Source organism: Flavobacterium sp. MK4S-17, from assembly GCF_009848495.1.
GTDB lineage: Bacteria > Bacteroidota > Bacteroidia > Flavobacteriales > Flavobacteriaceae > Flavobacterium.
Window position 1 is genome coordinate 48,950 of record NZ_WWEP01000008.1, and the last position, 23,143, is coordinate 72,092.

Here is a 23,143-nt window from a genome sequence, read left to right on the forward strand (position 1 = left end):
AATTACATTATTGCGGCAGATGCCTGTGCGTCCTTATTAATTTTTTTAACCAGCCCTTGTAAAACATTGCCCGGGCCTACCTCAATAAATTCAGTAGCACCGTCTGCAATCATGTTTTGTACACTCTGCGTCCATTTTACAGGGGCAGTAAGCTGTGTAATAAGGTTTTTCTTAATTTCGGCTGGTTCTGTAACTGCGGTAGCTGGTACATTCTGGTAAACAGGGCATACCGGTTTTGATATTGCTGTTGCTTCAATGGCTGCTGCCAGTTCGGCGCGTGCAGGCTCCATCATGGGCGAATGGAATGCCCCGCCAACAGGTAAAAGCAAAGCTCTTTTTGCACCCGCGGCCTTAAGTGCCTCACAGGCTCTTTCCACTGCGCCCGTTTCACCGGAAATTACTAACTGCCCAGGGCAGTTATAATTAGCGGCAACTACAACACCTTCGGTTTTTTCGCATATTTCTTCTACTATATTATCTTCAAGGCCAAGCACGGCTGCCATCGTTGAAGGGGCAAGTTCGCATGCTTTCTGCATTGCCATGGCGCGCTGTGAAACAAGCTTAAGCCCGTCTTCAAAAGTAAGGGCACCTGCCGCAACAAGTGCAGAAAACTCGCCAAGCGAATGGCCTGCCGCCATATCAGGCTTAAAATTGCTGCCTAAGGTTTTTGCAAGGATTACAGAATGTAAAAATATAGCCGGTTGTGTTACTTTAGTCTGTTTTAGTTCTTCGGCAGAGCCTTCAAACATTATATCAGTTATGCGGAAGCCTAATATATCATTCGCTTTTTCAAACATTTCTTTTGCTTCGGCAGAATTTTCATACAGTTCTTTACCCATTCCTGTAAACTGGGCACCCTGGCCCGGAAAAACATATGCTTTCATTTGTTTTAGGTTTTGTTTGTACTGCAAAAATAGGTTTTTTTTGCAAGATGCCCTGATAAGGCATTTTTGGGATTTTTACAGAGTAAATTTATCTCCATTAATTCTGCATTCTTGCTGTTGGTACTGGTTTATTTTTACATCAAAATAGCTGCTGCTATACATTGACTGCATGGAATAAAGCAGCTTTCTCCTTGCTTCGGTTTCCTTTGGAAGGTTTATATGGTGAAGATCCTTTTCCAGTATCTGCCATATTAGTTCAGTACAGAAAAATTCATTGGCATCATCAATTTTCCCTTTGTGGTCAAAGGGTATTTTTTTAGAAAGGTAGTTTTGGGCGAGATAAGAAATATTTTTGCGCAGTGCGGTGGTGCAGTTTTTAGGGCTGGTAATAATTATTTTTCCCGGTGCCGAATAACTCAGGAAATCACTCAGGGGTTGTATTTGCATACCATCTATAGCACTTACGTCAGATGAGAGGGAATGGATAACATGCCATTTGTTATCCATTTTTACAAGTATCCCGGCATGGGTTACATCTATAGCCCCATTATTAAGGTTTTTAGAAATATAATCACTAATGAAACCAAATCCCCTGCGCAGTATAAAGTCCCCTTCTTCAATATTACTCATTTCGTCAGGGCTAAGCCTGGTAGTGTGCTTATGCATTGTAAATTGCTTTTCCTCACTTTTCTTATCAAAATAAAAAAATGCTTTATACAGCAACACAGCAAAAAGAAAAAGCATTACCAGGCAAAAAAATATTTTCTTTACAGGATAATGCTTCATAATAATATAGTTAAAAAGGGTAATTACATTCCCTCTTTGTTCATGGTAACTTTCCAGTCGCCATCAACTTTTTTAAGGTCAAGTGTTTTTTCATCACTTTTCTCACCTTCAGATGTAAGCTGGTAAGTTACTTTAGCAGTTTCATCTTTTACTTCGGAAGAAACAATATCTATCTTAACATTTTTCTTCTTCATCACTTCAATCCTTTCAGGGGTTAACATAGATTCAGCCATGCCAAGTATTGATGCCGTTTTCTCATCACAATATTTTTTAGCCTCGGCCATTTCGCCTTTATTGGTGTGCGATAGAAAACTTTTTGCAACACCTTCAGGGCCGTTGCCGGAGCATGAAATCAATGTTAAGCATGCAATAGCAATAATCGTAAATAATTTTTTCATATAAACAGTTGTTAAATTCTGGTAAAAATAATATTTTTAATCAGATATAAAACAAAATTTATCGATAATTCAATTATTTTTCGGCTACATTAATCAATTTCGCTGCTGCCTTGGCATTTTCCACTACAGATTCTATAGGTGCTTCAACAAAATCATATGCCAAAGCTACACCCATCCTGCGAAAAGGGCGGGTAGTTGGCTTGCCAAATATCCTTATGTCTGTTTTTGGTAATGCAGCCGCTTCTTCTAATCCGCTAATGACAGGTACACCGCTGCCCGCTGCCAGTATTACTGCACTTGCCCCGGCTTTTTGCAATGTAATTTCCGGTATTGGTAAGCCCAGGATAGCGCGAAGGTGCAATTCAAACTCATTAAAATTTTGCGTGCCTGCAAGTGTAACCATGCCGGTGTCGTGTGGCCTTGGCGATAGCTCAGAAAAATAAACCCCTTCATCTGTCAGGAAAAATTCAACACCAAAAATGCCTGCACCGCCAAGGGCTTCGGTTACTTTTTCGGCCATTTGCTGTGCTTCTGCTATATCTTTTTCAGATACCCTTGCGGGCTGCCAGCTTTCCTGGTAATCGCCCCGTTCCTGCCTGTGGCCTATAGGTGCGCAAAAAAGTGTAGGATTGTTATTTTGTGTTACTGTAAGCAAAGTAATTTCGGAATGAAAATTTATAAATGCTTCTACAATAACCTCTACAACATCGCCACGCGAGCCTTCAACTGCATAGTTCCATGCTTTTTCAATATCAGCTTCGCTTTTTATTGTGCTTTGCCCTTTCCCCGATGAAGACATTAAAGGCTTTACCACACAGGGAATACCTACTTGTGCTACTGCTTTGTACAATTCTTCTGCCGAGGCTGCATATTGGTAAGCCGCCGTGCGAAGCCCCAGTTCTTTAGCGGCAAGGTCACGTATTGCCTTACGGTTCATGGTAAAGTTAGCCGCCTTAGCAGAGGGTACTACCGTTATTCCCTGCTTTTCGTAATCATAAAAGCGTTCGGTGCGTATTGCTTCAATTTCAGGAACTATAAAATCGGGTTGGTGCTTTGCTACTATAGCATCCAGCGCATTGCCATCCAGCATATTTATAACTTCAAACGTATGGGCAACCTGCATTGCAGGTGCACCTTCATAGCTGTCAACCGCAATAACGGTTTGCCCCAGGCGCTGGGCGGCAATTACAAACTCCTTTCCCAGTTCCCCTGATCCTAACAGTAAAATCTTTTTTTGCATTATGTATATTGTGTTGTTATAGCGTGTAATAAAAAAATCCCGCACAGTGGCGGGAAGTTATATTTTATGCAAGCGCATCTTTAATCCTTCGCAGTGCTTCTGTTAAAAGTGCCTCGCTGGTAGCGTATGAAAAGCGTATGCAGTCAGGGTTTCCAAAAGCATCCCCTGTAACAGTGGCAACGTTAGCATACTCTAAGAGGTACATGGAAAAATTATCGGCATTTTTAATTTCGTAGCCGTTAAGCGTTTTTCCAAAATAATAAGAAACATCAGGGAAAACGTAAAATGCACCCTCGGGCACATTTACTTTTAAGCCGGGTATTTCATTTATAAGCCCTATAACTAAATCTCTCCTGCTGTGGAAAGCATTTACCATGTCTTTAAGTACTTCAGGGTTTGCATCTACAGCAGCAATAGTGGCACGCTGTGCAATACTGTTAGCACCGCTGGTAACCTGCCCCTGCATTTTGGTACAGGCTTTGGCAATAAACTCCGGCCCACCTATATAACCTATGCGCCATCCGGTCATGGCAAAAGCCTTAGCCACGCCATTTACGGTAACAGTCCTTTCAAACATTCCGGGAACAGAGGCAATACTGCAAAAAGTCCCTGAGAAATTTATATGCTCGTATATCTCATCAGATACTACATAAATATTGCTGTGCTTTTCCAGTACCTTGGCAAGTGCGGTAAGTTCTTCCCTGTTATAAACGGAACCGCTTGGGTTGCACGGCGAACTAAACCACATCATTTTTGTTTTGGACGTTATGGCAGCCTCAAGCTGCTGCGGAGTTATCTTAAAATCTGTTTCTACAGAAGTTGGCACTACCACCGGTACACCACCGGATAGTTTGATTATTTCATAATAGCTGACCCAATAAGGTGCCGGTAATATAACTTCATCCCCTTCATTAAGCATAACCTGTGCTATATTGTAAAGCGACTGTTTTGCCCCTGTGGAAACTACAATTTGCGATGGCTTATAATCAAGGCCGTTATCGCGTTTAAACTTACGGCATATAGCTTCTTTTAATTCCACATAGCCATCTACTGGAGTGTAGGTGCTGTAATTTTCATCTATAGCCTTTTTGGCGGCTTCCTTTATAAAGTCAGGGGTGTTAAAATCGGGCTCACCAAGGCTAAGGCTTATAATATCTTTACCCTGTGCTTTAAGCTCGCGTGCTTTGGCTGCCATAGCAAGGGTTTGCGATGTGCTCAGGTTATTAATCCTGTCAGAAAGCTGATTCATTTTTGTGTTGTAGTTATATAGATTAGTTACTCATTGCAGGCTTCATGCCCAGGTCTTTCAGGTGCCTGAAATGGGCTGCCACTGCCTGGCGCATGGTTTTAAACTCATGGTATGGCAGGTTATGCTCTTTTGCTGTCTGTTTTACAATTTCGGCAATTTTACTATAATGCACGTGGCTGATATGCGGGAAGATGTGGTGCTCTATCTGGTGGTTAAGCCCCCCTGTAAACCAGTTTACAATTTTATTTTTTGGTGCAAAGTTAGCAGTGGTATAAAGCTGGTGTATTGCCCATGTGTTCTGTAACTCGCCATTTTCATCCGGTACAGGGTTTTCCGTTTCTTCAACCACGTGCGCCAACTGGAAAACGATGCTTAAAATAAGCCCGGCAGTGTAATGCATTATAAAGAAGCCTATAAGTACTTTCCACCAAACTATGCCTAAAAGTATAGGTGTTGCAATCCACATGGATACATATATAATTTTTGTTATAACCAATACAGTCCATTGTTTTACAGGGCTGCGGAATTCCCCATAAGAAAGCCCTTTCTTAATATAGCGCCTCATTTGTTTAATATCGGTGGTAATTGCCCAGTTAAAGGTTAGCAAACCATATAAGAATACAGAATAATAGTGCTGGAATTTATGGAACCTCCTCCATTGTGCCGTGTGTGTAAAGCGTATAATTCGTCCTGCATCAAGGTCTTCATCGTGCCCGTGTATATTGGTGTAAGTGTGGTGCAGTACATTGTGCTGTACCTGCCAGTTATACACATTGCCGGCCAAAAGGTACATGCTGCTGCCCATTATTTTATTAAGCCATGATTTAGATGAATATGAGCCATGGTTGGCATCATGCATTACATTCATCCCTATGCCTGCCATGCCTATGCCCATTACCACCGTTAGCAATAGCTGAACCCAAACGGGCATATCCAGCGCAAGGATAAAAAAGTAGGGGGTAAGGTATAGGGCAAACATTACAAAAGCCTTAATGTGAAGCTTCCAGTTGCCGGTTTTTTTTATGTTGTTTTCCTTAAAATAATCGTTTACACGCTTATTTAGTGTGCGGAAAAATTTTATAGAGTCAGTTTTAGAAAAAACGGGAGGGTTAATATGCATATATAATATTATAAAGAAAAAAGCCAAAGGTAATTATAATAGGGGCTTAAAACAAAAATAGATATACAATTTAGTACCAAATGTTTACTTTTGCCAAAAACAAAAATAATGCAGGAGGTGATTAAGTATTTTCCTAACCTTACAGATAAGCAAAAAGCACAATTTGGGCGCCTTGAGGAATTGTATAAAGAGTGGAACAGCAGGATAAATGTAATATCCCGCAAGGATATTGACGAGCTTTATACACGCCATGTGCTGCATTCGCTTGGCATAGCAAAAGTAATGGAGTTTAACCCCGGTGCTAAGGTTATGGATGTAGGTACAGGTGGAGGCTTTCCCGGCATACCGCTGGCTATATTATTTCCTGAAACCGATTTTTACCTGATAGATGTTATCGGTAAAAAAATTAAGGTGGTACAGGAAGTGGCACAGGCACTTGGGCTTAAAAATGTGAAAGCTGAGCAGAAAAGAGCCGAAAATGTAAATGATGAATTCGATTTTATAGTGAGCCGTGCCGTAACCAATATGCCTGATTTTGTAAAGTGGGTGAGGGGCAAAGTGAAAAAAGAACAAAACCATGAATTGCCAAATGGCATACTTTACCTAAAAGGTGGCGACCTGGCAGAAGAGCTACAGGTTTTTCAGCGTGTAACGCTTTATAATCTTTCTGATTATTTTGAAGATGAATTTTTTGAAACCAAAAAGGTAGTACACCTTGCCATGAAGTATAATAAATAAAAAAAGGGCTGTTACTAACAGCCCTTTTTTTATTTATCCAATTTTATTTATCCAAGAAACGGATACCTATAATCTGTTGGCGGTACAAATGTTTCTTTAATAGTTCTTGGTGATACCCAGCGTAAAAGGTTAAGTACGCTTCCGGCTTTATCATTAGTTCCTGATGCCCTTGCGCCGCCAAAAGGCTGCTGGCCCACTACAGCTCCTGTAGGCTTATCGTTTATATAAAAATTTCCTGCGCTGTTTTCAAGTGCTTTTGTAGCCTGTTCAATAGCATAACGGTCGCGGCTGAAAATAGCCCCCGTTAATGCGTAAGGAGATGTTTCATCTACCAGTTTAAGGGTTTCTTCCCATTTTTCATCTTCATAAATATGTATGGTAAGTACCGGGCCAAAAAGCTCTGTACACATTGTGTCATATTTTGCGTTGGTAGTTACAATAACTGTTGGCTTTATAAAATAACCTACCGATTTATCATAATTTCCACCTACTATAATTTCGGCATCACTTGCTTTTTTAGCAGCGTCAATATAAGAAGCAAGTTTGTCGAATGAAGCTTCATGTATAACTGAAGAAAGGAAGTTGCCAAAATCTTCAGGAGAACCCATTTTCATGGACTGCACATCTTTAATTAAAAGCTCCTTAATATCAGCCCATAATGATTTTGGGAGATAGGCCCGGGAAGCCGCAGAACATTTTTGCCCCTGGTACTCAAAAGCACCGCGGGAAAGTGCCGTAGCTACCTCGGCAGCGTTTGATGAAGGGTGGGCAAGCACAAAATCCTTGCCTCCGGTTTCACCTACTATCCTTGGGTAGGTTTTATATTTATCAATATTCTGGCCTATTTTAGCCCATATTCCGTTAAATACTCCTGTTGAGCCTGTATAATGAACTCCTGCAAAATCGGCACTCTCAAATACAGTATCACTAATCATGGCAGCGTTGCCATGTACCATATTAATAACTCCGTCTGGCAATCCGGCAAGCTTAAACACTTCCATTATAACATTGGCACTATATACCTGCGATGCGCTTGGTTTCCAGATTACTACATTACCCATAAGGGCAGGGGAGGCCGGCAGGTTCCCTGCTATAGCCGTAAAGTTAAATGGAGTAACGGCATAAACAAAGCCTTCCAATGGGCGGTGTTCCATCCTGTTCCATATACCGTCTGATGATATTGGCTGCTCTGCATATATCTGCGACATGAATTCCACATTAAAACGAAGGAAGTCTATAAACTCGCACACAGCATCAATTTCTGCCTGGTGCACGGTTTTTGCCTGTGCAATCATGGTGGCGGCATTTATTTTTGCCCTGTAAGGCCCTGCAATGAGTTCGGCTGCCTTCAAGAATATAGATGCCCTGTGTTCCCATGCCATTGCAGCCCATTTTTTTCTTGCCTCAAGAGCAACAGCTATGGCTTTTTCCACATGCTGCTTTTCAGCTTCATGGTAGGTGCCTACTACTTTTTTATGGTCGAAAGGCGGCCGTATTTCTTTTGTTTTTCCTGTGCGGATTTCCTCACTGCCTATATATAAGGGCACATCTACGGTTGTGCTGTATAATTTTTTAAAAGTTGAAAGAACCTCTTCGCGCTCCTTTGTGCCGGGTGCATATGATTTAACCGGCTCATTATAAGCTTCGGGTACATTATAAATTCCTTTTGGCATAATGTAATTAATTAAAGGATTAAAAATATGAGTTATGCAAATATACAGAAATTATTTATCCTATAATTGAGGAAAGTACAGTGTAACGCTCTAAATAATGAAGATATTGTTAATTAAGCGCAAACGGCGCACTTAGCCTGAAAGTAGGCACAATAACCCTGAAACTGCGCGTGGTGGTAAAGTTTACCATATTAAAATACCCGCGCATGGCACCAAAAGGTGATGAGAGGAGGCAGCCTGAACTGTAAGTATGCTTTTCGCCGGGTTTTAATACTGGCTTTTGCCCTACCACGCCTTCGCCATCTACCATCTCAATATCGTTAAGCGAATCATAAATTTCCCAGTGGCGGCTGTTGAGCTGTACCGAGTCTTTTCCGTGGTTTTCTATGGTAATCTGGTAAGTAAAGGCAAATTGTATCCTGTAGTTTTTAAAGTAGGTGCCTTCAAAACTGGTGGAAACAGATATTTTTATGCCTCTTGTTATTTGTGATACCATACAATTACGGGTTCAGGTTCCCAAAAATACAAATTTATTGGCTAAGCCTTAAATTTTAAATATTAAATTAATTGAAATTATTGTTTAACCTATTGGTGTTTAGTTGATAATATTTTCCGAATTCGCTGCTCCTATGCCTATAACCCTGTCATAACGTTCGTTATTCTCCCTGTAATATACCAGTATATTATAATCATTTTCCGTTTGGTAAAAATTGCCGTCAATAGCATTTTTACCATCGGTATAGCCATTTTTGTCGGTAACAAAATACAGGTAATTAGTAAAACCCTGCTTAATCATAACAGCTTTTTCATACAACCCAGTATTTTGATTGTATTCCAGCTTATACTCATCTGTTTTGGCATAATTATTAAACATGCCGCCTATGTAAATATCCTGCTTGTTAAAAAAAGAGGGCGCATCAAGGCTAAAAAATACCCATGCGTAATCAGATTCCAGTAACTTATTTGTAACGCTAAGGTTAATATTATTCACAAGGAAATTACCATTAATATCAGGATAGTAGGTATATTGCTTTTCAGCCCTGGCTTCGTTGGTGTATAAAATGTTATTATAAATCTCCCCGGCCGTTATGCGCAGTACATTATTTACCGCATTTCGTATATCTTTATTATCAAAATACCAATATTCGTTTCCTGCCCAAAACTGTGTTTCCTTATCATACCTGTATATAAGATCATTCCCTATGGTGTACTGTGGCTTTATGTTATAAATGGCATTATCAAACCTGCCGTTTTGAAAAAGGGCTACTTTTACATTTTGCAACGGGTTCTGAAAAAGGAAAGCATTGGTTTTAATGGCAAAGTCAAGATTGTGCTTTTCCTGTATTACATCCATGCCCCTTGCCCTTTTTACCTGTAGCGGCACGCTTACAATATCTTCATAAATAATAAACCTGCGGCTAAAAACAACTTCGCGGTCTTCATTCATTATTTTCAATATATAATTGCCCGATAGCAGCAATGTGGTAAATTTATTAGGAAAACTAAGAGTGTAATGGGTGTAAACCTGTAATGTGTTGAATGAATTTTCAAAGTTTTGTATCCGCTGGCTGTCAAACCCCTGTATATAATCGTTGATAGAAAGTAGTTGTGACGGGGTCCAGTCATAATTACAATGTGTTACACTGTAATAATAATTAGCCTGGTTGGCAAACAGGTCGTCAAATGTTATTTCAAATGCGTCTCCTAGCCTGAAGTACGGGTAAGCATTTTCATTATTTGCCCTGAAAGAAACCGTTTTTATATTGTAGGGCGGTGCTGTTTCATACTGAACCTGGGCAATGGCAGGTACACATAGCAACAGTGCCGCTATCTGCAAAAACCCAATCAAATTTTTAATCATTTTATATGACTTTTTTATTGAACGTAAATATATGAAAATAAATTGCTGTCATGGCAAATGAGCAGTTTAACAGGTTTTATGTTAAAGTTTTTACAATAAAAAAATCTTTTTATAGTTTTAGCAGGTATTCCAAACTTAAACCAACAAAATAATCATGAGAAATTTAAGACTGTGGTTGTTCCTGTTAGCCGCACCCGTAGTGGCGATGGCACAGGGCCCGAAGGGTACCGACCCTATTCCGTTTGACCCGAATGTAAAAACCGGGAAACTTAAAAACGGGTTAACCTATTATATTAGGAAAAATGATAAGCCAGAAGATAAAGTAGATTTAAGGCTGGTAATAAATGCAGGTTCCATCCTGGAAAATGATGACCAGCAGGGGCTTGCCCACTTTATGGAGCATATGTGCTTTAATGGTACCAAGCGTTTTCCTAAAAATGCATTGATTGACTACCTGCAAAGCATAGGGGTTAAATTTGGGCAGCACCTTAATGCCTATACAGGTTTTGACGAAACCGTTTATTTCCTGCCTATACCATCAGACGATAAAGAAAAACTGGAAAAGGGTTTCCAGATTATAGAGGACTGGGCTTTTAATACGGTACTAACCCCTGAAGAAATAGATAAGGAAAGGGGAGTGGTGCTGGAAGAATATCGTTTGGGGCTTGGCGCAGACGACAGGATGGAAAAGCGCTTTATGCCTAAAATGCTTTATAAATCGCATTATAAAGACCGTATGCCGATAGGTAAAAAGGAAATACTTGAAAATTTTACCTATGATAAGCTTAAAAACTTTTATAAAGATTGGTACAGGCCGGACCTTATGAGTGTAATTGTAGTGGGCGATATTGATGTTGCAGAAATGGAGCAAAAAATTAAAGACCATTTCTCGTCTTACAAAAACCCTAAAAATGAAAGGGAAAGAAAATACTTTGATGTGCCAAACCATGAGCAGACTTTTGTAGCTATAGAGTCTGATAAAGAGGCTTCGTTCTCACAGGTTCAGTTGGTTTATAAAGATTATACAGAGCCTAAGAAAATGGTTACAATAAACGATTTTAATGATAACCTTAAAAGGGGGCTTTTTTCAACCATGCTTAACAACAGGCTTGAGGAGCTTGTAAATTCGGCCAACCCGCCATTTACTTATGGCTATTCCTACTATGGCGATACCTGGGCAAGAACAAAAAAAGGATATCAGTCATTTGCCATGGCATCTGAAGAAAAGCAGCTTGATGCGCTAAAAGTTTTAGTAGAGGAAAACCTTCGTGTAAAAAAATACGGCTTTACAGCTTCTGAGCTTGAAAGGGCAAAAACGGAATACCTGGCCCGTATGGAAAGAGCCTATAATGACAGGGGCAAGACAGAATCTGAAAATTTTGTGTGGAGTTACCAGTCCCATTTCCTCGAAAATGAACCGGCGCCGGGTATAGAGTGGACTTACAAAACCATGCAGCAGCTATTGCCTGCTATAAAGGTTGAAGATATAAACGGCCTGATTAATACTTATATTAAAGATGACAACAGGGTAGTGGTATTTACAGGCCCTGAAAAAGAAAACCTTAAAAAGCCAACTGAGCAAGAAGTACTTGCAGTGCTTAATATGAGCGATGCTGATATTACTCCGTATAAGGATGCTGAAGTGGCCTCCGGCCTTTTAAGAAAAGAAGTAAAACCGGGCAGTATTACTAAAAAGGAAAATAACGCAAAACTTGGTACAACTACTCTTACATTAAGTAATGGTGCCAGGGTTACTTACAAAAAAACCGATTTTAAAAACGATGAGGTTCTTTTAAGTGCTGTAAGTTTTGGGGGTTCCAACCTTTATTCCAATGAGGATTATAAAAAAGTGCAGTTTGCCAATGGCGCACTTGCCGAAGCTGGTTTTTCAGGTTTAAAACTGAACGATATTAATAAATTCATGACAGGTAAAATAGCGTATGTAAGCCCTTATATAGGTGGTATTAACGAAGGTTTTTCCGGCAGTTCAACTCCTAAGGATATGGAATATATGTTCCAGATGCTGCATGCTTATTTTACCGACCTTAATTATGATAATGAGGCTTATGAGAGCTACAAGCAAAAGCAATCTGCTTTCTTTGGCAACCTTGCATCGCAGCCGGAAGTTTATTTCCAGCAGGAAGTATTTGGCTTCCTTTTAAAGGATAACCCTCGTTTTAACGGTATTTTCCCTGATGAAAAGTCATGGGCAGAAACCGACTATAAATTAGCTTATGAAAAATACAAAGAACGTTTTGCCAATGCGGGCGACTTTGAATTTTTCTTTGTGGGTAATATAGATGATAAAGCAATTGAAGATTTTTCAGCAAAATATATAGCTTCCCTGCCATCGGCCAATACAAAGGAAAAGGCGGTTGACAACGGGTACAGGATGCTTTCGGGCAGCCATAAAAAAGTAGTTAATAAAGGTACTGACCCTAAAAGTACAGTAATGATAAGGTATTATGGCGATGCGCCTTATTCTCCTAAAGAAGACCTTGCACTACAGGCATTAGGCGAAATACTTACCATTAAACTTACAGAACAGTTAAGGGAAAAAGAAAGCGGTGTGTATGGCATAGGCGCAAGGGGAAGCATGGGTAAAGTACCTTACGGCTCATACAGTTTTAGTATATCTTTCCCTTGCGGGCCGGAAAATGCAGAAAAGTTAACGGAGTCGGCACTAAAAGAAGTACAAAAAATTGTAGATAACGGGCCGGATGAAAAAGACCTTTCTAAATTTAAAGAAGCTGAGTTCCTTGAATACAAAAAGAGCATCAAGGAAAATAAATACTGGCTTAACTATTTAAATGAAGCTTACCTTAACGGTACAAATCCTGAAAACATACTTAAAGTAGAGGAAAGAGTAACAGCCCTAACAGCTAAAGATGTACAGGAGGTAGCTAAAAAATACCTTACCAAAGATAAGGTTATAGCTATGCTGATGCCGGAACAGCAAAATTAATCCTTAAAGCATATCGGTATTATCTCGCCTTCTGCAAGACAAAATCGCTCCACATCCTGTGGGGCGATTTTTTTTGTATAATCTTCTTCCACTACACGAAATCCTATGCTGCGAAGTTTATCAAAATAATCACGGCCATATACCCTGACGTGGTCATACTGCCCAAAAATTCGGGCACGTTCCTTCGCGTCAGTAATAGAGTTGTCTTCAAAAGTTTCGGCCCTGTTTAAATCCTGCGGTATCTGGAAAATACCCATTCCCCCGGGCTTAAGTACACGGTAAAGTTCCTGCATTGCTTTAGTGTCATCGGGAATATGTTCCAGTACATGGTTGCAAAGAATCATGTCGTAACTATCATCCGAAAAAGGCAGGTTGCATATATCCGCCTTTACATCTGCCAGTGGCGAATATAAATCAGTGGTAGTGTAATCAAGGTTTTTCATTTTCCTGAAACGCTTGTAAAAAGCCTGTTCAGGGGCAAAATGCAACACTTTTTTTGGCGCGGTAAAAAAATCGGTTTCATTTTTTAAATAAAGCCATAATAGGCGGTGCCTTTCCAGGGATAGTGTGCTTGGTGAAAGCACATTATTACGCTGTTTGCCGTAGCCGTAAGGTAAAAAGCTGCGGAAGCTTTTACCGTCAATAGTGTCGGTATAGGTGCTTCCTTTTAAAGCTGCTGCCAAAACAGGGCGCGCTACATAACTTAAACGTATAAGCAATGGGCGCGGAATAGTATTAAGGATAAGTTTAAACAGTTTTTTCATTTACACTGAAATGTTATACTGCAAGCGGCTCACGCCTGAATTCGTTTTCCTCATCGCTTTCAATACCCAAAGCTTTATATATATAAGCATAGGTTGAAAGCAATTCGGGCCTGCCATTAATAAGGGCAACATTATGCTCAAAATGTGCACTTGGCTTTCCGTCACGTGTTACTATAGTCCAGCCGTCTTTTAACTGGCGGACATTTTTAGTTCCCATATTTATCATAGGCTCTATAGCTACAACCATACCTTCTATAAAAAGCTTGCCCCTGCCGCGTTTTCCATAATTAGGCATTTCGGGGTCTTCGTGCATTTTTCGCCCAAGTCCATGGCCTACCAGTTCGCGCACCACACCATAGCCTTCAGCCTCGGTATATTTTTGTATGGCGTTACCTACATCTTCTACGCGGTTGCCTACCCTGAATTCGCGTATGCCTACATAAAGAGATTCTTTTGTAACCTGTAAAAGTTTTTTTGTTTCAGGGGCTACTTCGCCCACTTCAAAAGTATAAGCATGGTCACCGTAAAATTCATTTTTAAGCGCACCACAGTCTACCGATACAATATCTCCATCTTCTATTGGCCTGTTGTTTGGCAGGCCGTGCACCACTTGCTCATTAACACTGGTAAGCAGTGTTGAGGGGCAGCCGTATAATCCTAAAAATCCCGGTACTGCGCCATGGTCGCGTATAAAAGTTTCAGCAAGTTTGTCCAATTGCAGTGTTGTTATGCCCGGCTTTATTTCGCCTGCCAGCATACCCAGTGTTTTAGATACTATAAGGGCGCTTTCACGCATTAACTCAATCTCTTCTCTGGTTTTAGGTATAATCATGCTCATTAGTTTTCGATTACAAAAGTACAATATTCCGCTAATATTATGCCGAACATGAGTTTTATCATATTTTGTAACTTTAAGCATGGGTAATTTTGCTTAAAATTTTTAGGTATGGGTAAATATGTAACTGCGGCCGAGGCCGTAAAGATTATCAATTCGGGCAACCGGGTTTATGTGCAGGCTGCAGCCGCAACACCAACTGTTTTAACCAAAGCATTAGCCGAAAGGGCTGTTGAATTGCGCAATGTGGAAATTTGCCATATGCACACCGAGGGCGAAGCACCTTATGCCGACCCTGCTTTAATGGACAGTTTTCATGTTAATTCGTTTTTTATAGGTAAAAATGTAAGGCATACACTCACTGCAGGAAACGGTTCATACACCCCTGTATTTTTGAGCGAACTCCCCCGGTTGTTCAGGAAAAAGGTATTACAGCTTGATGCAGCTTTTATACAGGTTTCACCGCCGGACAGCCACGGCTACTGCTCACTGGGTGTTTCGGTTGAGGCCAGTATAGCGGCAATAGAAAATGCCAAATGGGTAATTGCACAGGTTAATCCTAACATGCCGCGCACCTTTGGTGACGGTGTTATCCATATTTCTGAAATCAATTACCTGGTGGAAACAGATGTGCCGATTTATGGGCATGAGCCTGATATTATAACAGAACAGGAAGAGCGCATAGGGGCACATATAGCATCACTTATTGATGATGAAAGCACTTTGCAGATGGGGATAGGCTCTATACCCAATGCGGCCCTTGCCAAGCTGGGCAACCATAAAAACCTCGGGCTGCATACCGAAATGTTTTCTGACGGGGTTATTGAACTTATTGAAAAGGGAGTTATTAATTGTAATTATAAAGGGACTGTAAGGGGAAGGGCACTTGCTACTTTTTTAATCGGCTCGCAAAGGTTATATGATTTTGTAAATGACAACCCTTTTATAGAAATGCGTGAATCATCTTTTGTTAATGATACTTCCGTAATCAGGAAAAACCCTAAGATGGTAGCTATAAATTCGGCTATTGAGGTGGATTTAACCGGCCAGGTTTGCGCCGACTCCATAGGCTGCAGGATGTATTCGGGCGTGGGAGGGCAAATGGACTTTATAAGGGGTGCTGCCCTTAGCGAAGGCGGCAAGGCTATAATTGCGCTTCCATCTGTAACAAGGCGCGGGGAAAACAGGATAGTGCCTTTCCTTAAACAGGGAGCGGGGGTAGTAACCACTCGCTCTCATGTGCAGTATATTGTAACAGAATATGGTATCGCCGATTTATATGGCAAAACACTAAAACAGCGTGCCAAAGCTATGATTGATATTGCGCACCCACAGCACAGGGAAACTATAGAGCGTGATTATTTCAGTGAATTCAGCGGATGCTAAAAATAAAACTGCCTTACCTGTCATTCCAACAAAGGAGGAATCTCATGCTGGATTCTTCATTTCATTCAGAATGACAAGTAAGGCAGTATATTATACTATAACAAAGAATGCCTTGTCATGGCCTCAGGCTGTGGCAGCCCCATAAGTTCAAGTATGGTAGGGGCAATATCGCCTAATATTCCTTCTTTTATTTGCTTTAATTCTTTATCTACTAATATTATAGGTACGGGATTGGTGGTATGTGCGGTATTTGGGCTTCCGTCAGGGTTAACCATGGTATCGCAGTTGCCGTGGTCGGCTATAACAATAGTGGTATAGTCATTTTCAAGTGCGGTTTCCACCACTTGCTTAACACATGCATCTACGGCCTCACACGCCTTTATAGCAGCTTCCATAACACCGGTGTGCCCCACCATATCGCCGTTTGCAAAATTAAGGCATACAAAATCAGCTTCCCCTTTACGCAGTTCCGGTACAAGGGAATTGGTAATATCAAATGCGCTCATTTCCGGTTTCAGGTCGTAGGTTGCCACTTTTGGCGATGGGCAAAGCAGCCTTTTCTCACCTTCAAAAGGTTCTTCCCTGCCGCCTGAAAAGAAGAATGTTACGTGCGGATATTTTTCGGTTTCCGCTATGCGTATCTGCTTTTTGCCATGCCTAGAAACAACTTCTCCAAGTGTTTCAGTAAGGTTGTCTTTATCATAAATAACATGTATGCCTTTAAAATTGTCGTCATAATTGGTCATGGTAACAAAATAAAGGTTCATTTTGTGCATATTCTGTTCATGCAAATCAAACTGGCTCAGCACTTCTGTTAGCTGCCTGCCCCTGTCAGTCCTGAAATTAAAGAATATAACTACATCATTCGGTTCAATTGTTGCAACTGGGTTTGTACCGTCTGTAGTCATTACAATCGGTTTTATAAACTCATCGGTAATGCCTTCTTCATAACTTTCGGCAATACTGCCCTCAGCATTGGTAGAAGGTATGCCCAGCCCATTAACAAGCAGGTCGTAAGCGAGCTTTACCCTTTCCCATCGCTTGTCCCTGTCCATGGCATAGTATCGCCCTATTATAGAGGCAAGATTTGCATTTTTATCCTTAATATAGTCTATGAGGTCGGCTATAAACATCTTTCCCGATTTAGGATCAACATCCCTTCCATCTGTAAATGCATGGATATATACCTTATCAAGCCCATAATTGTTGGTAACATCAATAAGTCCTTTCAGGTGGTTGATATGGGAATGCACACCACCATTTGAAACAAGCCCTAACAAATGCACTTTCTTATTATTTTGTTTTGCATACTGCAGCGCATCAATTAAGGTTTTTTCATTACCCAGGGTTTTATCCTGCACAGCGAGGTTTATTTTAACCAGATCCTGATATACTATGCGGCCTGCCCCCAGGTTCATGTGGCCTACCTCACTATTGCCCATCTGCCCTTCAGGAAGGCCTACATTAAGCCCGTCAGTACGTAAAGTGGCGTTTGGGTAATTCCTGTAAAGGCTATCTATAAAAGGTGTGTTGGCATTGTCTATTGCAGATACCTTGGGGTCGGGCGATTTGCCCCAGCCGTCAAGTATCATTAAAATTACTTTTTTATTCATGCTGTATTATGTGTTTTTAAGATGCGGAGTTAACACTGTAAAGATACTCAATTTATAAAAGATAAAATATTGAATGATAGTAACATAAAAATGTTAATTAACATTTTAATTTCCAGGTATTTATACTTTGGTAAGGTGTTTGTAACTATATAATTGACGGAATAAATTAACTTTTTGTTATTAGGAATATAATACAAGGGCTTTTTTGTACGTTATTGAATGCGAAGGAAGTAATGAAAAGCTCATTACAAATGAAAATGTTAAATAACTGGTTTTAACAGTTTTGCGCGTTGGTTTTTAAAATTTGATTAACTATTTTGCGCCCTGTTAAAAGTAAAGCACAACTAAACTACTATGATTAACAACTTTTTTACGTCTATTGTTTTTTTATTTTTTTCTTTTTCCACACCTGTAAAATCTAATATAGCTGCCCTGCCTTTAAAAGCAGGGGCTGAAGCAACAGCCTTATCTGCTGCAGAAACTGTTTACAACAGCATTGATGCTAATTCTTACTCAATGCCGGAGCTTTCATGCTTTACCAAAGCATTTGCCGGTTTCAGCAAACTTAAAGAAGATGGTAAAATAAAAAAAGATTACCTTACTGTTATTGATTTCAGTAAATCATCCAACAGCAAGAGGCTGTGGATTATTGATATGAAAAATAACAAAGTATTGTACAATACACTTGTAGCACACGGCAGGAATAGCGGTAATGAGTTTGCCACTTCATTCTCCAACCAGTCCAGCTCAAACAAGAGCAGCCTTGGCTTTTATGCCACCGGCGAAATTTACCAGGGCAAGCATGGCCCATCATTACGCCTGGACGGGCTTGAAAGGGGTATTAATAATAATGCGCGTGCACGTGCCGTTGTAATGCATGCCGCTGATTATGTAAGTGAAAAATTTATACAGATGCATAGCAGGCTGGGGCGCAGCCTTGGATGCCCTGCATTGCCAAATAATTTGAACAGGGAAATTATAAACCTGATACAGGGTAAATCATGCCTGTTTATTTATCATCCAACCAAAGAATATATACAGGCTTCTAAACTTATATAATTATTAAAGGTATTTATACATTATATAATGAATGCCTATACCGGGAATATCAAACGGGCTGCCAGTTATCTGGTAGCCTGTTTTTGTATAAAACGGTACTGCATTTTCACGAGCATTAAACCATATCAGTTTTCCGTGTTTTTCTGCTACGTGTTTTTCTGCCTGCTGCATAAGCTTTTCGCCAAAGCCTTTTTTCTGATAATCGCCTAATACAGCCATACCCCTTACCTGAAATTGCCCCTGCTGTTCAAAGATTTCATTTTCAGCTTCAAAAACCGATATTACGCCTGCCAGGATATTATCAGCAAATAACCCGAAATGTATTGTTGAGGGTAGTTCATCACCCGGAAATATACAGCTTTCAACAGGTTTGCCGGGACGCAGTACAGGCTGCCTTACAGCAAAAGTTTCTATCGGTTGTATAGGCCTAATAGTTATCATACGTTTGTTTTTTCTATAACAAATTAATAATAAATATTTTAAGTAAGCAGTCTTGCTTAAGGGTAAATATTTTTGTAAAAAAGCTTGCAACTAAAAAAACTTATTAGTTATATTTGCATCCACAAAAGCGGAAGTAGCTCAGTTGGTAGAGCTCCAGCCTTCCAAGCTGGTTGTCGCGAGTTCGAGCCTCGTCTTCCGCTCTCTAAAAAAATCCAAACCGTATATGGTTTGGATTTTTTATTTCCTTTTGTTAATTTTCAGTTGCATAAAATAGGGTTTCATTTTCATTTCACTAATTAATAGATTAAAAATGGAAATAGTATCAGCTTTTTTATTCACCGTTTTTGCTGTTATGGCTGCAATAACAGTAGCGTATGGATTTAAAATTTTATTTCGAAACCGTAAACAGCATGAAGAACTGAAATACGAGCTTGGCACAGCTATTTTTCTGATAGCTTTCGGTGCTTATTTTACTTACTGGTTTTCTTCGCGTTTGTATTATACTTTTAGTGCATATACCGTGCTTGATAAGGTTTTTTAATTGAAGATTACTTTTAGCTTAACCAAGAAATATCGGTTCCGGGCTCAATTTCTTCAGCAGGTATGTTCTGCCTGAACAGCCTTGCCTGCAATTCTCCTTTCAGCATAATTGTATCTCCGTTAACCTGTAGCCAGCTGCCTTCACGCAGCCCTAATACAGGCTGGCTGTTAAACTGGTGAAACTCCTTTATGCGTGTTTCCCTTGTTTCGCCCATGTGGGTTGAGCCGGTTTCAGGGTCAAGATAATGCGGATTCAAATTAAAAGGTATTGCCCCAAGTGTATTAAAACTTGGCGGGTAAATAATGGGCATATCATTAGTGGTTTGCATGGTGAGCCCGCAAATATTGCTGCCGGCACTTGTGCCAAGGTAAGGTGTGCCGTTATTTATAGCTTCTTTAAGAGCTTCCATCACTCCAAATCTATATAGTTGTGTAACCAGCAGGAAAGTATTCCCTCCGCCTGTAAAAACAGCTTCTGCTTCTTTAACTGCCTGTACAGGGTTTTCAAATTCATGTATGCCTTTTACCTTTATATTCAGCTGTTCAAAAAAATCCGCAGCCTTTTGTGTATAGTCTTCATGGCTTATTCCGCCCGGCCTTGCATAAGGGATAAAAACCAGCGAACTGCAATTTTTAAAATGTTCCTTTAGTGTAGGCAATAAATAATCCAGGTAAGCGCCGCCATGTAATGTGGAAGTGCTTGCAATAATTAATTTTTTCATCCGTTAATTGTAAGAAAAGGTAAAGTTACAAAGAATATTGCAGGTGGAGATGAGGGGCTTGTAACAGCTTGATAGTATTTTTGCGTAAAATGCTGTTTAAAATACCTAACTTTATAAAAGTAATCATCCATTTGTGAAAAATATACTTTTTTTTATCCTGCTTTTAATCAGCATTACAACCTTTGCACAGGAGCGAAAAACACTTTACGGGCGTGTTGTTTCTGATATGGAAAATACCGGCATACCCAATGTTTTTGTAATAAATAAAACTACAGGCACTGAAACCAAAACGGATGTGCGTGGTGATTTCCACATACCCGCAAAGGCAGGCGATAAACTGGCAGTATACAGCACAAATACTGGAGTGCGTGATTTTGCAGTGCCGCAGAATGCATTTGCAGAAAATCCGTTTATCGTTTCAGTAAGTGTAAAAGCCTATGAACTTAATGAAGTTATAATAGAGAAAGATACTATTACATCAGAATCATTGGGGCTCGCCTCACCGGATCAAAAGAGGCTGACACCTGCCGAGCGGAAATTATATACCGCGCAAAGCGGTGTGGATGGTTTGATAAACGCCATTAGCGGACGTACAAAAATGCTTAAAAGGGCTGTTGAAACAGAGAAAAAAGAAAAACTGCTGGAGCAGATAGATTATATTTATACCGAGGAAGAGATTATAACCGAATTAAAAATACCAGCTGAATATGTTGGGGGCTTTTTGTATTATATAGTGGAGGACAGCAAATTTGCAGCAGCAATAAAAGCTAAAAACTATTCAATGGCAAAATTTATTGGTGCTGGGCTTTCAAAAGATTATCTGAAACTTATAGCCGATGAAAAGTAAAGCCATCTTATTTCTGCTGCTTATAATAGCTGTTACTGCCAAAGCGCAGGAGCGTAAAGAATTGCTGGGCAGGGTGGTTTCAGATGTGGGCGGCACGGGTATACCGGGTTTATATGTTATAAACAAAGAAACCGGGGGCGAAACAAAAACCGCAGCAGGAGGTAATTTCAGCCTGGAGGCAAAGCCGGGTGATGTTCTGGTTGTGTACAGCAACCGTACAGGCACAAGGGAGTTTAAGCTAAATGAGCAGGCCTTTGCCGAAAAGCCTTTCGTCATGTCGGTATTTATTACATCTTATGAACTGGAAGAGGTAATAATTGATAAGGACACCATTACGGCAGAATCTTTAGGACTGGTGCCAAAAGGGCAAAAGAGATATACCCCCGCAGAACGGAGGCTGAAAACGGCAGGCGATTTTAAGCCGGTACATTTGTTGGGGCTTATAGCCGGAGGTATGCCAATTGACCCTATTTTAAATGCCATAAACGGTAAAACCAAAAGGCTAAAAAAAGAACTGAAACTGGAAAAGAAGGAAATGCTCCTGCAAAAAGTAAAAGGTATGTACACTGAAGGTGAAATAAGGGACAAATTTAAAATACCTTCTGTTCAGGTTGAGGGATTTATTTATTATATTATTGAAGACAGCCAATTTGCAGCAGCCGTAAATGCTAACGATTATGAGACTGCACAATTCCGCATGGCGGTACTTGCCGAAAAATATTTAAAACTGCAAAAAAATGAAAATTAATTTCCTGTTTTTACTGATTATTTTCCCGCTTTGTATGTTTGCACAAAAGAGTGAAAGGGAACTGCTTAAAGGAAAAGTGATTTCAGATTCGCTAAAGGTTGAGTATCTTTCTGTTTATAACCTTAATGCCAAAACAGGCAATGTTACTGATGATGAGGGTAATTTTGTTATTTATGCCAGGCCCGCCGATACCTTGAAATTTGCCGGAATTGCTTTTAAAACAATGCAGCACATAGTAACTGCAGCCGACTTAAAGCAGGAGCTGTTTGTAGTTAAAATTGAGGGTGAAGCCACACAGCTTGAGGAACTGCTGATAACCGACCTGACAGGGAACCTTGCTGTTGACAGTAAAAATACAAAAGTAATGGCTGTAGGTTCAAAATTTAATGCCGCCGAAATAAATAAGAATTTACTTCCTCCGGCTAACGGGGTTAATATTGTTGCTTTAATTAATCTGGTTGCAGGTAAAAAGAAAGAGGCTGTGCGGGATAAAAGGCCAGCATTTATTACTGATAAGCCTTTTCCGCAGGCAGTAAGAGAGCTTTACAGTGACAGGTTTTTTACTGAAACATTAAAAGTGCCGCAGGATGAAATAGGCTTATTCCTTACCTATTGCGATAATGGCAATCGCTATCTTTTAGACCCTCGCAATGAAATTGAGCTTATAAGTTATCTTGATGTAAAAAGCAGGGAATATTTAAAAATAAATAAAGGTTGAGAACAGGGTTTTAACTCTTAAAGTTACTTTAAGTTTATTATTTTTGGAAAATGAAGCACTTAAAAAAATGGCTGCTATTTTTTTTAATAATTTTCGGGCTTAGCAGTTTTACCAATCATAAATTTTATGTGGCAGTTTTCCAACTGGAATATGTGCAGCAAAAAAATGTGATACAGGTAACCTCCCGGGTATTTATTGACGACCTTGAAAAGGAAATGAATGAAGAGTACAACAGGAAATTCTATATAGGCACAAGTAAAGAAGTGCCTGATTTAAAGGATTACCTGAGCCGGTATTTTTCAGGGAAGATTAAGGTGAAACTTAACGGTAATGAAAAGCCAATAAAATTTTTAGGTAATGAAATTGAAGATGATGTGCTGATATGCTATTTTACCATACCCGCACAAACTCCAGTAAAAAAGCTGGAAATTAAAAACACCACGTTGTTTAAAACATTTCATGAACAGCAAAATATTATCCATACCAATATAAACAGTAACAAAAAAAGCCTTTTGTTAACTAATGAACAACCAATGAGAATATTGGAATACTAAAG

General features: G+C 39.9%; 23 protein-coding genes and 1 tRNA gene. 10 read left to right on the forward strand and 14 right to left on the reverse strand.

The window, feature by feature from the left end; all coding sequences use genetic code 11:
- Positions 1 to 2 precede the first annotated feature (2 nt).
- The 6 genes from fabD to GSF09_RS03445 all read right to left on the reverse strand — a co-directional run bounded on the left by fabD (position 3) and on the right by GSF09_RS03445 (position 5,677).
- Positions 3 to 884, reverse strand: a complete 882-nt coding sequence (gene fabD, locus GSF09_RS03420; protein ID WP_159799536.1) for an ACP S-malonyltransferase — start codon at positions 882 to 884, stop codon at positions 3 to 5.
- 75 nt (positions 885 to 959) lie between these two features.
- Entirely contained in the window at positions 960 to 1,670 is a 711-nt protein-coding gene (locus tag GSF09_RS03425; protein WP_159799537.1) for a YiiX/YebB-like N1pC/P60 family cysteine hydrolase, read from the reverse strand.
- Positions 1,671 to 1,693: 23 nt separating this feature from the next.
- Positions 1,694 to 2,068, reverse strand: a complete 375-nt coding sequence (locus GSF09_RS03430; RefSeq protein WP_159799538.1) for a DUF4878 domain-containing protein — start codon at positions 2,066 to 2,068, stop codon at positions 1,694 to 1,696.
- Positions 2,069 to 2,141: 73 nt separating this feature from the next.
- The gene (purT, locus tag GSF09_RS03435) at positions 2,142 to 3,308 is read right to left on the reverse strand and encodes a formate-dependent phosphoribosylglycinamide formyltransferase (protein ID WP_159799539.1); all 1,167 of its coding nucleotides are present in this window, start codon (positions 3,306 to 3,308) and stop codon (positions 2,142 to 2,144) included.
- Between the two features lie 64 nt (positions 3,309 to 3,372).
- A complete protein-coding gene (locus GSF09_RS03440; protein ID WP_159799540.1) occupies positions 3,373 to 4,557 on the reverse strand; it encodes a pyridoxal phosphate-dependent aminotransferase in 1,185 nt (394 codons plus the stop codon).
- 22 nt (positions 4,558 to 4,579) lie between these two features.
- Complete coding sequence (locus tag GSF09_RS03445; protein WP_159799541.1) at positions 4,580 to 5,677, reverse strand: acyl-CoA desaturase; 1,098 nt, start codon at positions 5,675 to 5,677, stop codon at positions 4,580 to 4,582.
- Positions 5,678 to 5,785: 108 nt separating this feature from the next.
- Between GSF09_RS03445 and rsmG the strand changes: the two genes are divergently transcribed.
- Entirely contained in the window at positions 5,786 to 6,415 is a 630-nt protein-coding gene (gene rsmG / locus GSF09_RS03450; protein WP_159799542.1) for a 16S rRNA (guanine(527)-N(7))-methyltransferase RsmG, read from the forward strand.
- Between the two features lie 47 nt (positions 6,416 to 6,462).
- Here rsmG and pruA read toward each other — a convergent pair whose 3' ends face one another.
- The 3 genes from pruA to GSF09_RS03465 all read right to left on the reverse strand — a co-directional run bounded on the left by pruA (position 6,463) and on the right by GSF09_RS03465 (position 9,949).
- The gene (gene pruA / locus GSF09_RS03455; protein ID WP_159799543.1) at positions 6,463 to 8,088 is read right to left on the reverse strand and encodes an L-glutamate gamma-semialdehyde dehydrogenase; all 1,626 of its coding nucleotides are present in this window, start codon (positions 8,086 to 8,088) and stop codon (positions 6,463 to 6,465) included.
- 109 nt (positions 8,089 to 8,197) lie between these two features.
- Positions 8,198 to 8,584, reverse strand: a complete 387-nt coding sequence (gene apaG / locus GSF09_RS03460) for a Co2+/Mg2+ efflux protein ApaG (RefSeq protein ID WP_159799544.1) — start codon at positions 8,582 to 8,584, stop codon at positions 8,198 to 8,200.
- 99 nt (positions 8,585 to 8,683) lie between these two features.
- Positions 8,684 to 9,949 carry a DUF5103 domain-containing protein gene (locus GSF09_RS03465; RefSeq protein ID WP_159799545.1) on the reverse strand — a complete coding sequence of 422 codons (1,266 nt, stop codon included), beginning with the start codon at positions 9,947 to 9,949 and terminating at the stop codon, positions 8,684 to 8,686.
- A 154-nt stretch (positions 9,950 to 10,103) separates the two neighbouring features.
- Here GSF09_RS03465 and GSF09_RS03470 point away from each other — a divergent pair, with 154 nt between their 5' ends.
- Entirely contained in the window at positions 10,104 to 12,914 is a 2,811-nt protein-coding gene (locus tag GSF09_RS03470; RefSeq protein WP_159799546.1) for a pitrilysin family protein, read from the forward strand.
- Here the strand turns inward: GSF09_RS03470 and GSF09_RS03475 are convergent.
- Together GSF09_RS03475 and map are read right to left on the reverse strand one after the other, a co-directional pair.
- Complete coding sequence (locus tag GSF09_RS03475; protein WP_159799547.1) at positions 12,911 to 13,678, reverse strand: class I SAM-dependent methyltransferase; 768 nt, start codon at positions 13,676 to 13,678, stop codon at positions 12,911 to 12,913. The two genes, GSF09_RS03470 and GSF09_RS03475, sit on opposite strands and share 4 nt — an antisense overlap.
- A gap of 13 nt (positions 13,679 to 13,691) precedes the next feature.
- Positions 13,692 to 14,510, reverse strand: coding sequence for a type I methionyl aminopeptidase (map, locus tag GSF09_RS03480; RefSeq protein WP_159799548.1), 819 nt, complete (start codon positions 14,508 to 14,510; stop codon positions 13,692 to 13,694).
- A gap of 114 nt (positions 14,511 to 14,624) precedes the next feature.
- Here map and GSF09_RS03485 point away from each other — a divergent pair, with 114 nt between their 5' ends.
- Positions 14,625 to 15,899 carry an acetyl-CoA hydrolase/transferase family protein gene (locus GSF09_RS03485; RefSeq protein WP_159799549.1) on the forward strand — a complete coding sequence of 425 codons (1,275 nt, stop codon included), beginning with the start codon at positions 14,625 to 14,627 and terminating at the stop codon, positions 15,897 to 15,899.
- A 95-nt stretch (positions 15,900 to 15,994) separates the two neighbouring features.
- Here the strand turns inward: GSF09_RS03485 and gpmI are convergent, their stop codons facing one another.
- On the reverse strand, positions 15,995 to 17,512 hold the full coding sequence (gene gpmI, locus GSF09_RS03490) for a 2,3-bisphosphoglycerate-independent phosphoglycerate mutase (RefSeq protein ID WP_159799550.1): 1,518 nt from the start codon (positions 17,510 to 17,512) through the stop codon (positions 15,995 to 15,997).
- A 354-nt stretch (positions 17,513 to 17,866) separates the two neighbouring features.
- Here gpmI and GSF09_RS03495 point away from each other — a divergent pair, with 354 nt between their 5' ends.
- Positions 17,867 to 18,571 (forward strand): murein L,D-transpeptidase catalytic domain family protein, encoded by a 705-nt coding sequence (locus GSF09_RS03495; RefSeq protein ID WP_159799551.1) that lies wholly within the window; start codon positions 17,867 to 17,869, stop codon positions 18,569 to 18,571.
- A 3-nt stretch (positions 18,572 to 18,574) separates the two neighbouring features.
- On the opposite strand, the gene GSF09_RS03500 is transcribed toward GSF09_RS03495, so the two are convergent.
- Positions 18,575 to 19,012 carry a GNAT family N-acetyltransferase gene (locus GSF09_RS03500; RefSeq protein WP_159799552.1) on the reverse strand — a complete coding sequence of 146 codons (438 nt, stop codon included), beginning with the start codon at positions 19,010 to 19,012 and terminating at the stop codon, positions 18,575 to 18,577.
- A 127-nt stretch (positions 19,013 to 19,139) separates the two neighbouring features.
- Between GSF09_RS03500 and GSF09_RS03505 the strand changes: the two genes are divergently transcribed.
- Together GSF09_RS03505 and GSF09_RS03510 are read left to right on the forward strand one after the other, a co-directional pair.
- Positions 19,140 to 19,212, forward strand: a tRNA-Gly gene (locus GSF09_RS03505).
- A gap of 110 nt (positions 19,213 to 19,322) precedes the next feature.
- Positions 19,323 to 19,553 (forward strand): hypothetical protein, encoded by a 231-nt coding sequence (locus GSF09_RS03510; RefSeq protein WP_159799553.1) that lies wholly within the window; start codon positions 19,323 to 19,325, stop codon positions 19,551 to 19,553.
- Between the two features lie 13 nt (positions 19,554 to 19,566).
- Here GSF09_RS03510 and pepE read toward each other — a convergent pair whose 3' ends face one another.
- On the reverse strand, positions 19,567 to 20,274 hold the full coding sequence (gene pepE / locus GSF09_RS03515; protein ID WP_159799554.1) for a dipeptidase PepE: 708 nt from the start codon (positions 20,272 to 20,274) through the stop codon (positions 19,567 to 19,569).
- Between the two features lie 133 nt (positions 20,275 to 20,407).
- Between pepE and GSF09_RS03520 the strand changes: the two genes are divergently transcribed.
- The 4 genes from GSF09_RS03520 to GSF09_RS03535 are packed head-to-tail and all read left to right on the forward strand — an operon-like array spanning position 20,408 to position 23,141.
- Positions 20,408 to 21,121 (forward strand): hypothetical protein, encoded by a 714-nt coding sequence (locus GSF09_RS03520; RefSeq protein WP_159799555.1) that lies wholly within the window; start codon positions 20,408 to 20,410, stop codon positions 21,119 to 21,121.
- Positions 21,111 to 21,869 (forward strand): hypothetical protein, encoded by a 759-nt coding sequence (locus tag GSF09_RS03525; protein WP_159799556.1) that lies wholly within the window; start codon positions 21,111 to 21,113, stop codon positions 21,867 to 21,869. The genes GSF09_RS03520 and GSF09_RS03525 overlap by 11 nt, the downstream gene beginning before the upstream one ends.
- The gene (locus GSF09_RS03530; protein WP_159799557.1) at positions 21,859 to 22,587 is read left to right on the forward strand and encodes a hypothetical protein; all 729 of its coding nucleotides are present in this window, start codon (positions 21,859 to 21,861) and stop codon (positions 22,585 to 22,587) included. Before GSF09_RS03525 ends, GSF09_RS03530 begins: the two co-directional genes overlap by 11 nt.
- 50 nt (positions 22,588 to 22,637) lie before the next feature.
- Complete coding sequence (locus tag GSF09_RS03535) at positions 22,638 to 23,141, forward strand: DUF6702 family protein (protein WP_159799558.1); 504 nt, start codon at positions 22,638 to 22,640, stop codon at positions 23,139 to 23,141.
- Positions 23,142 to 23,143 lie beyond the last annotated feature (2 nt).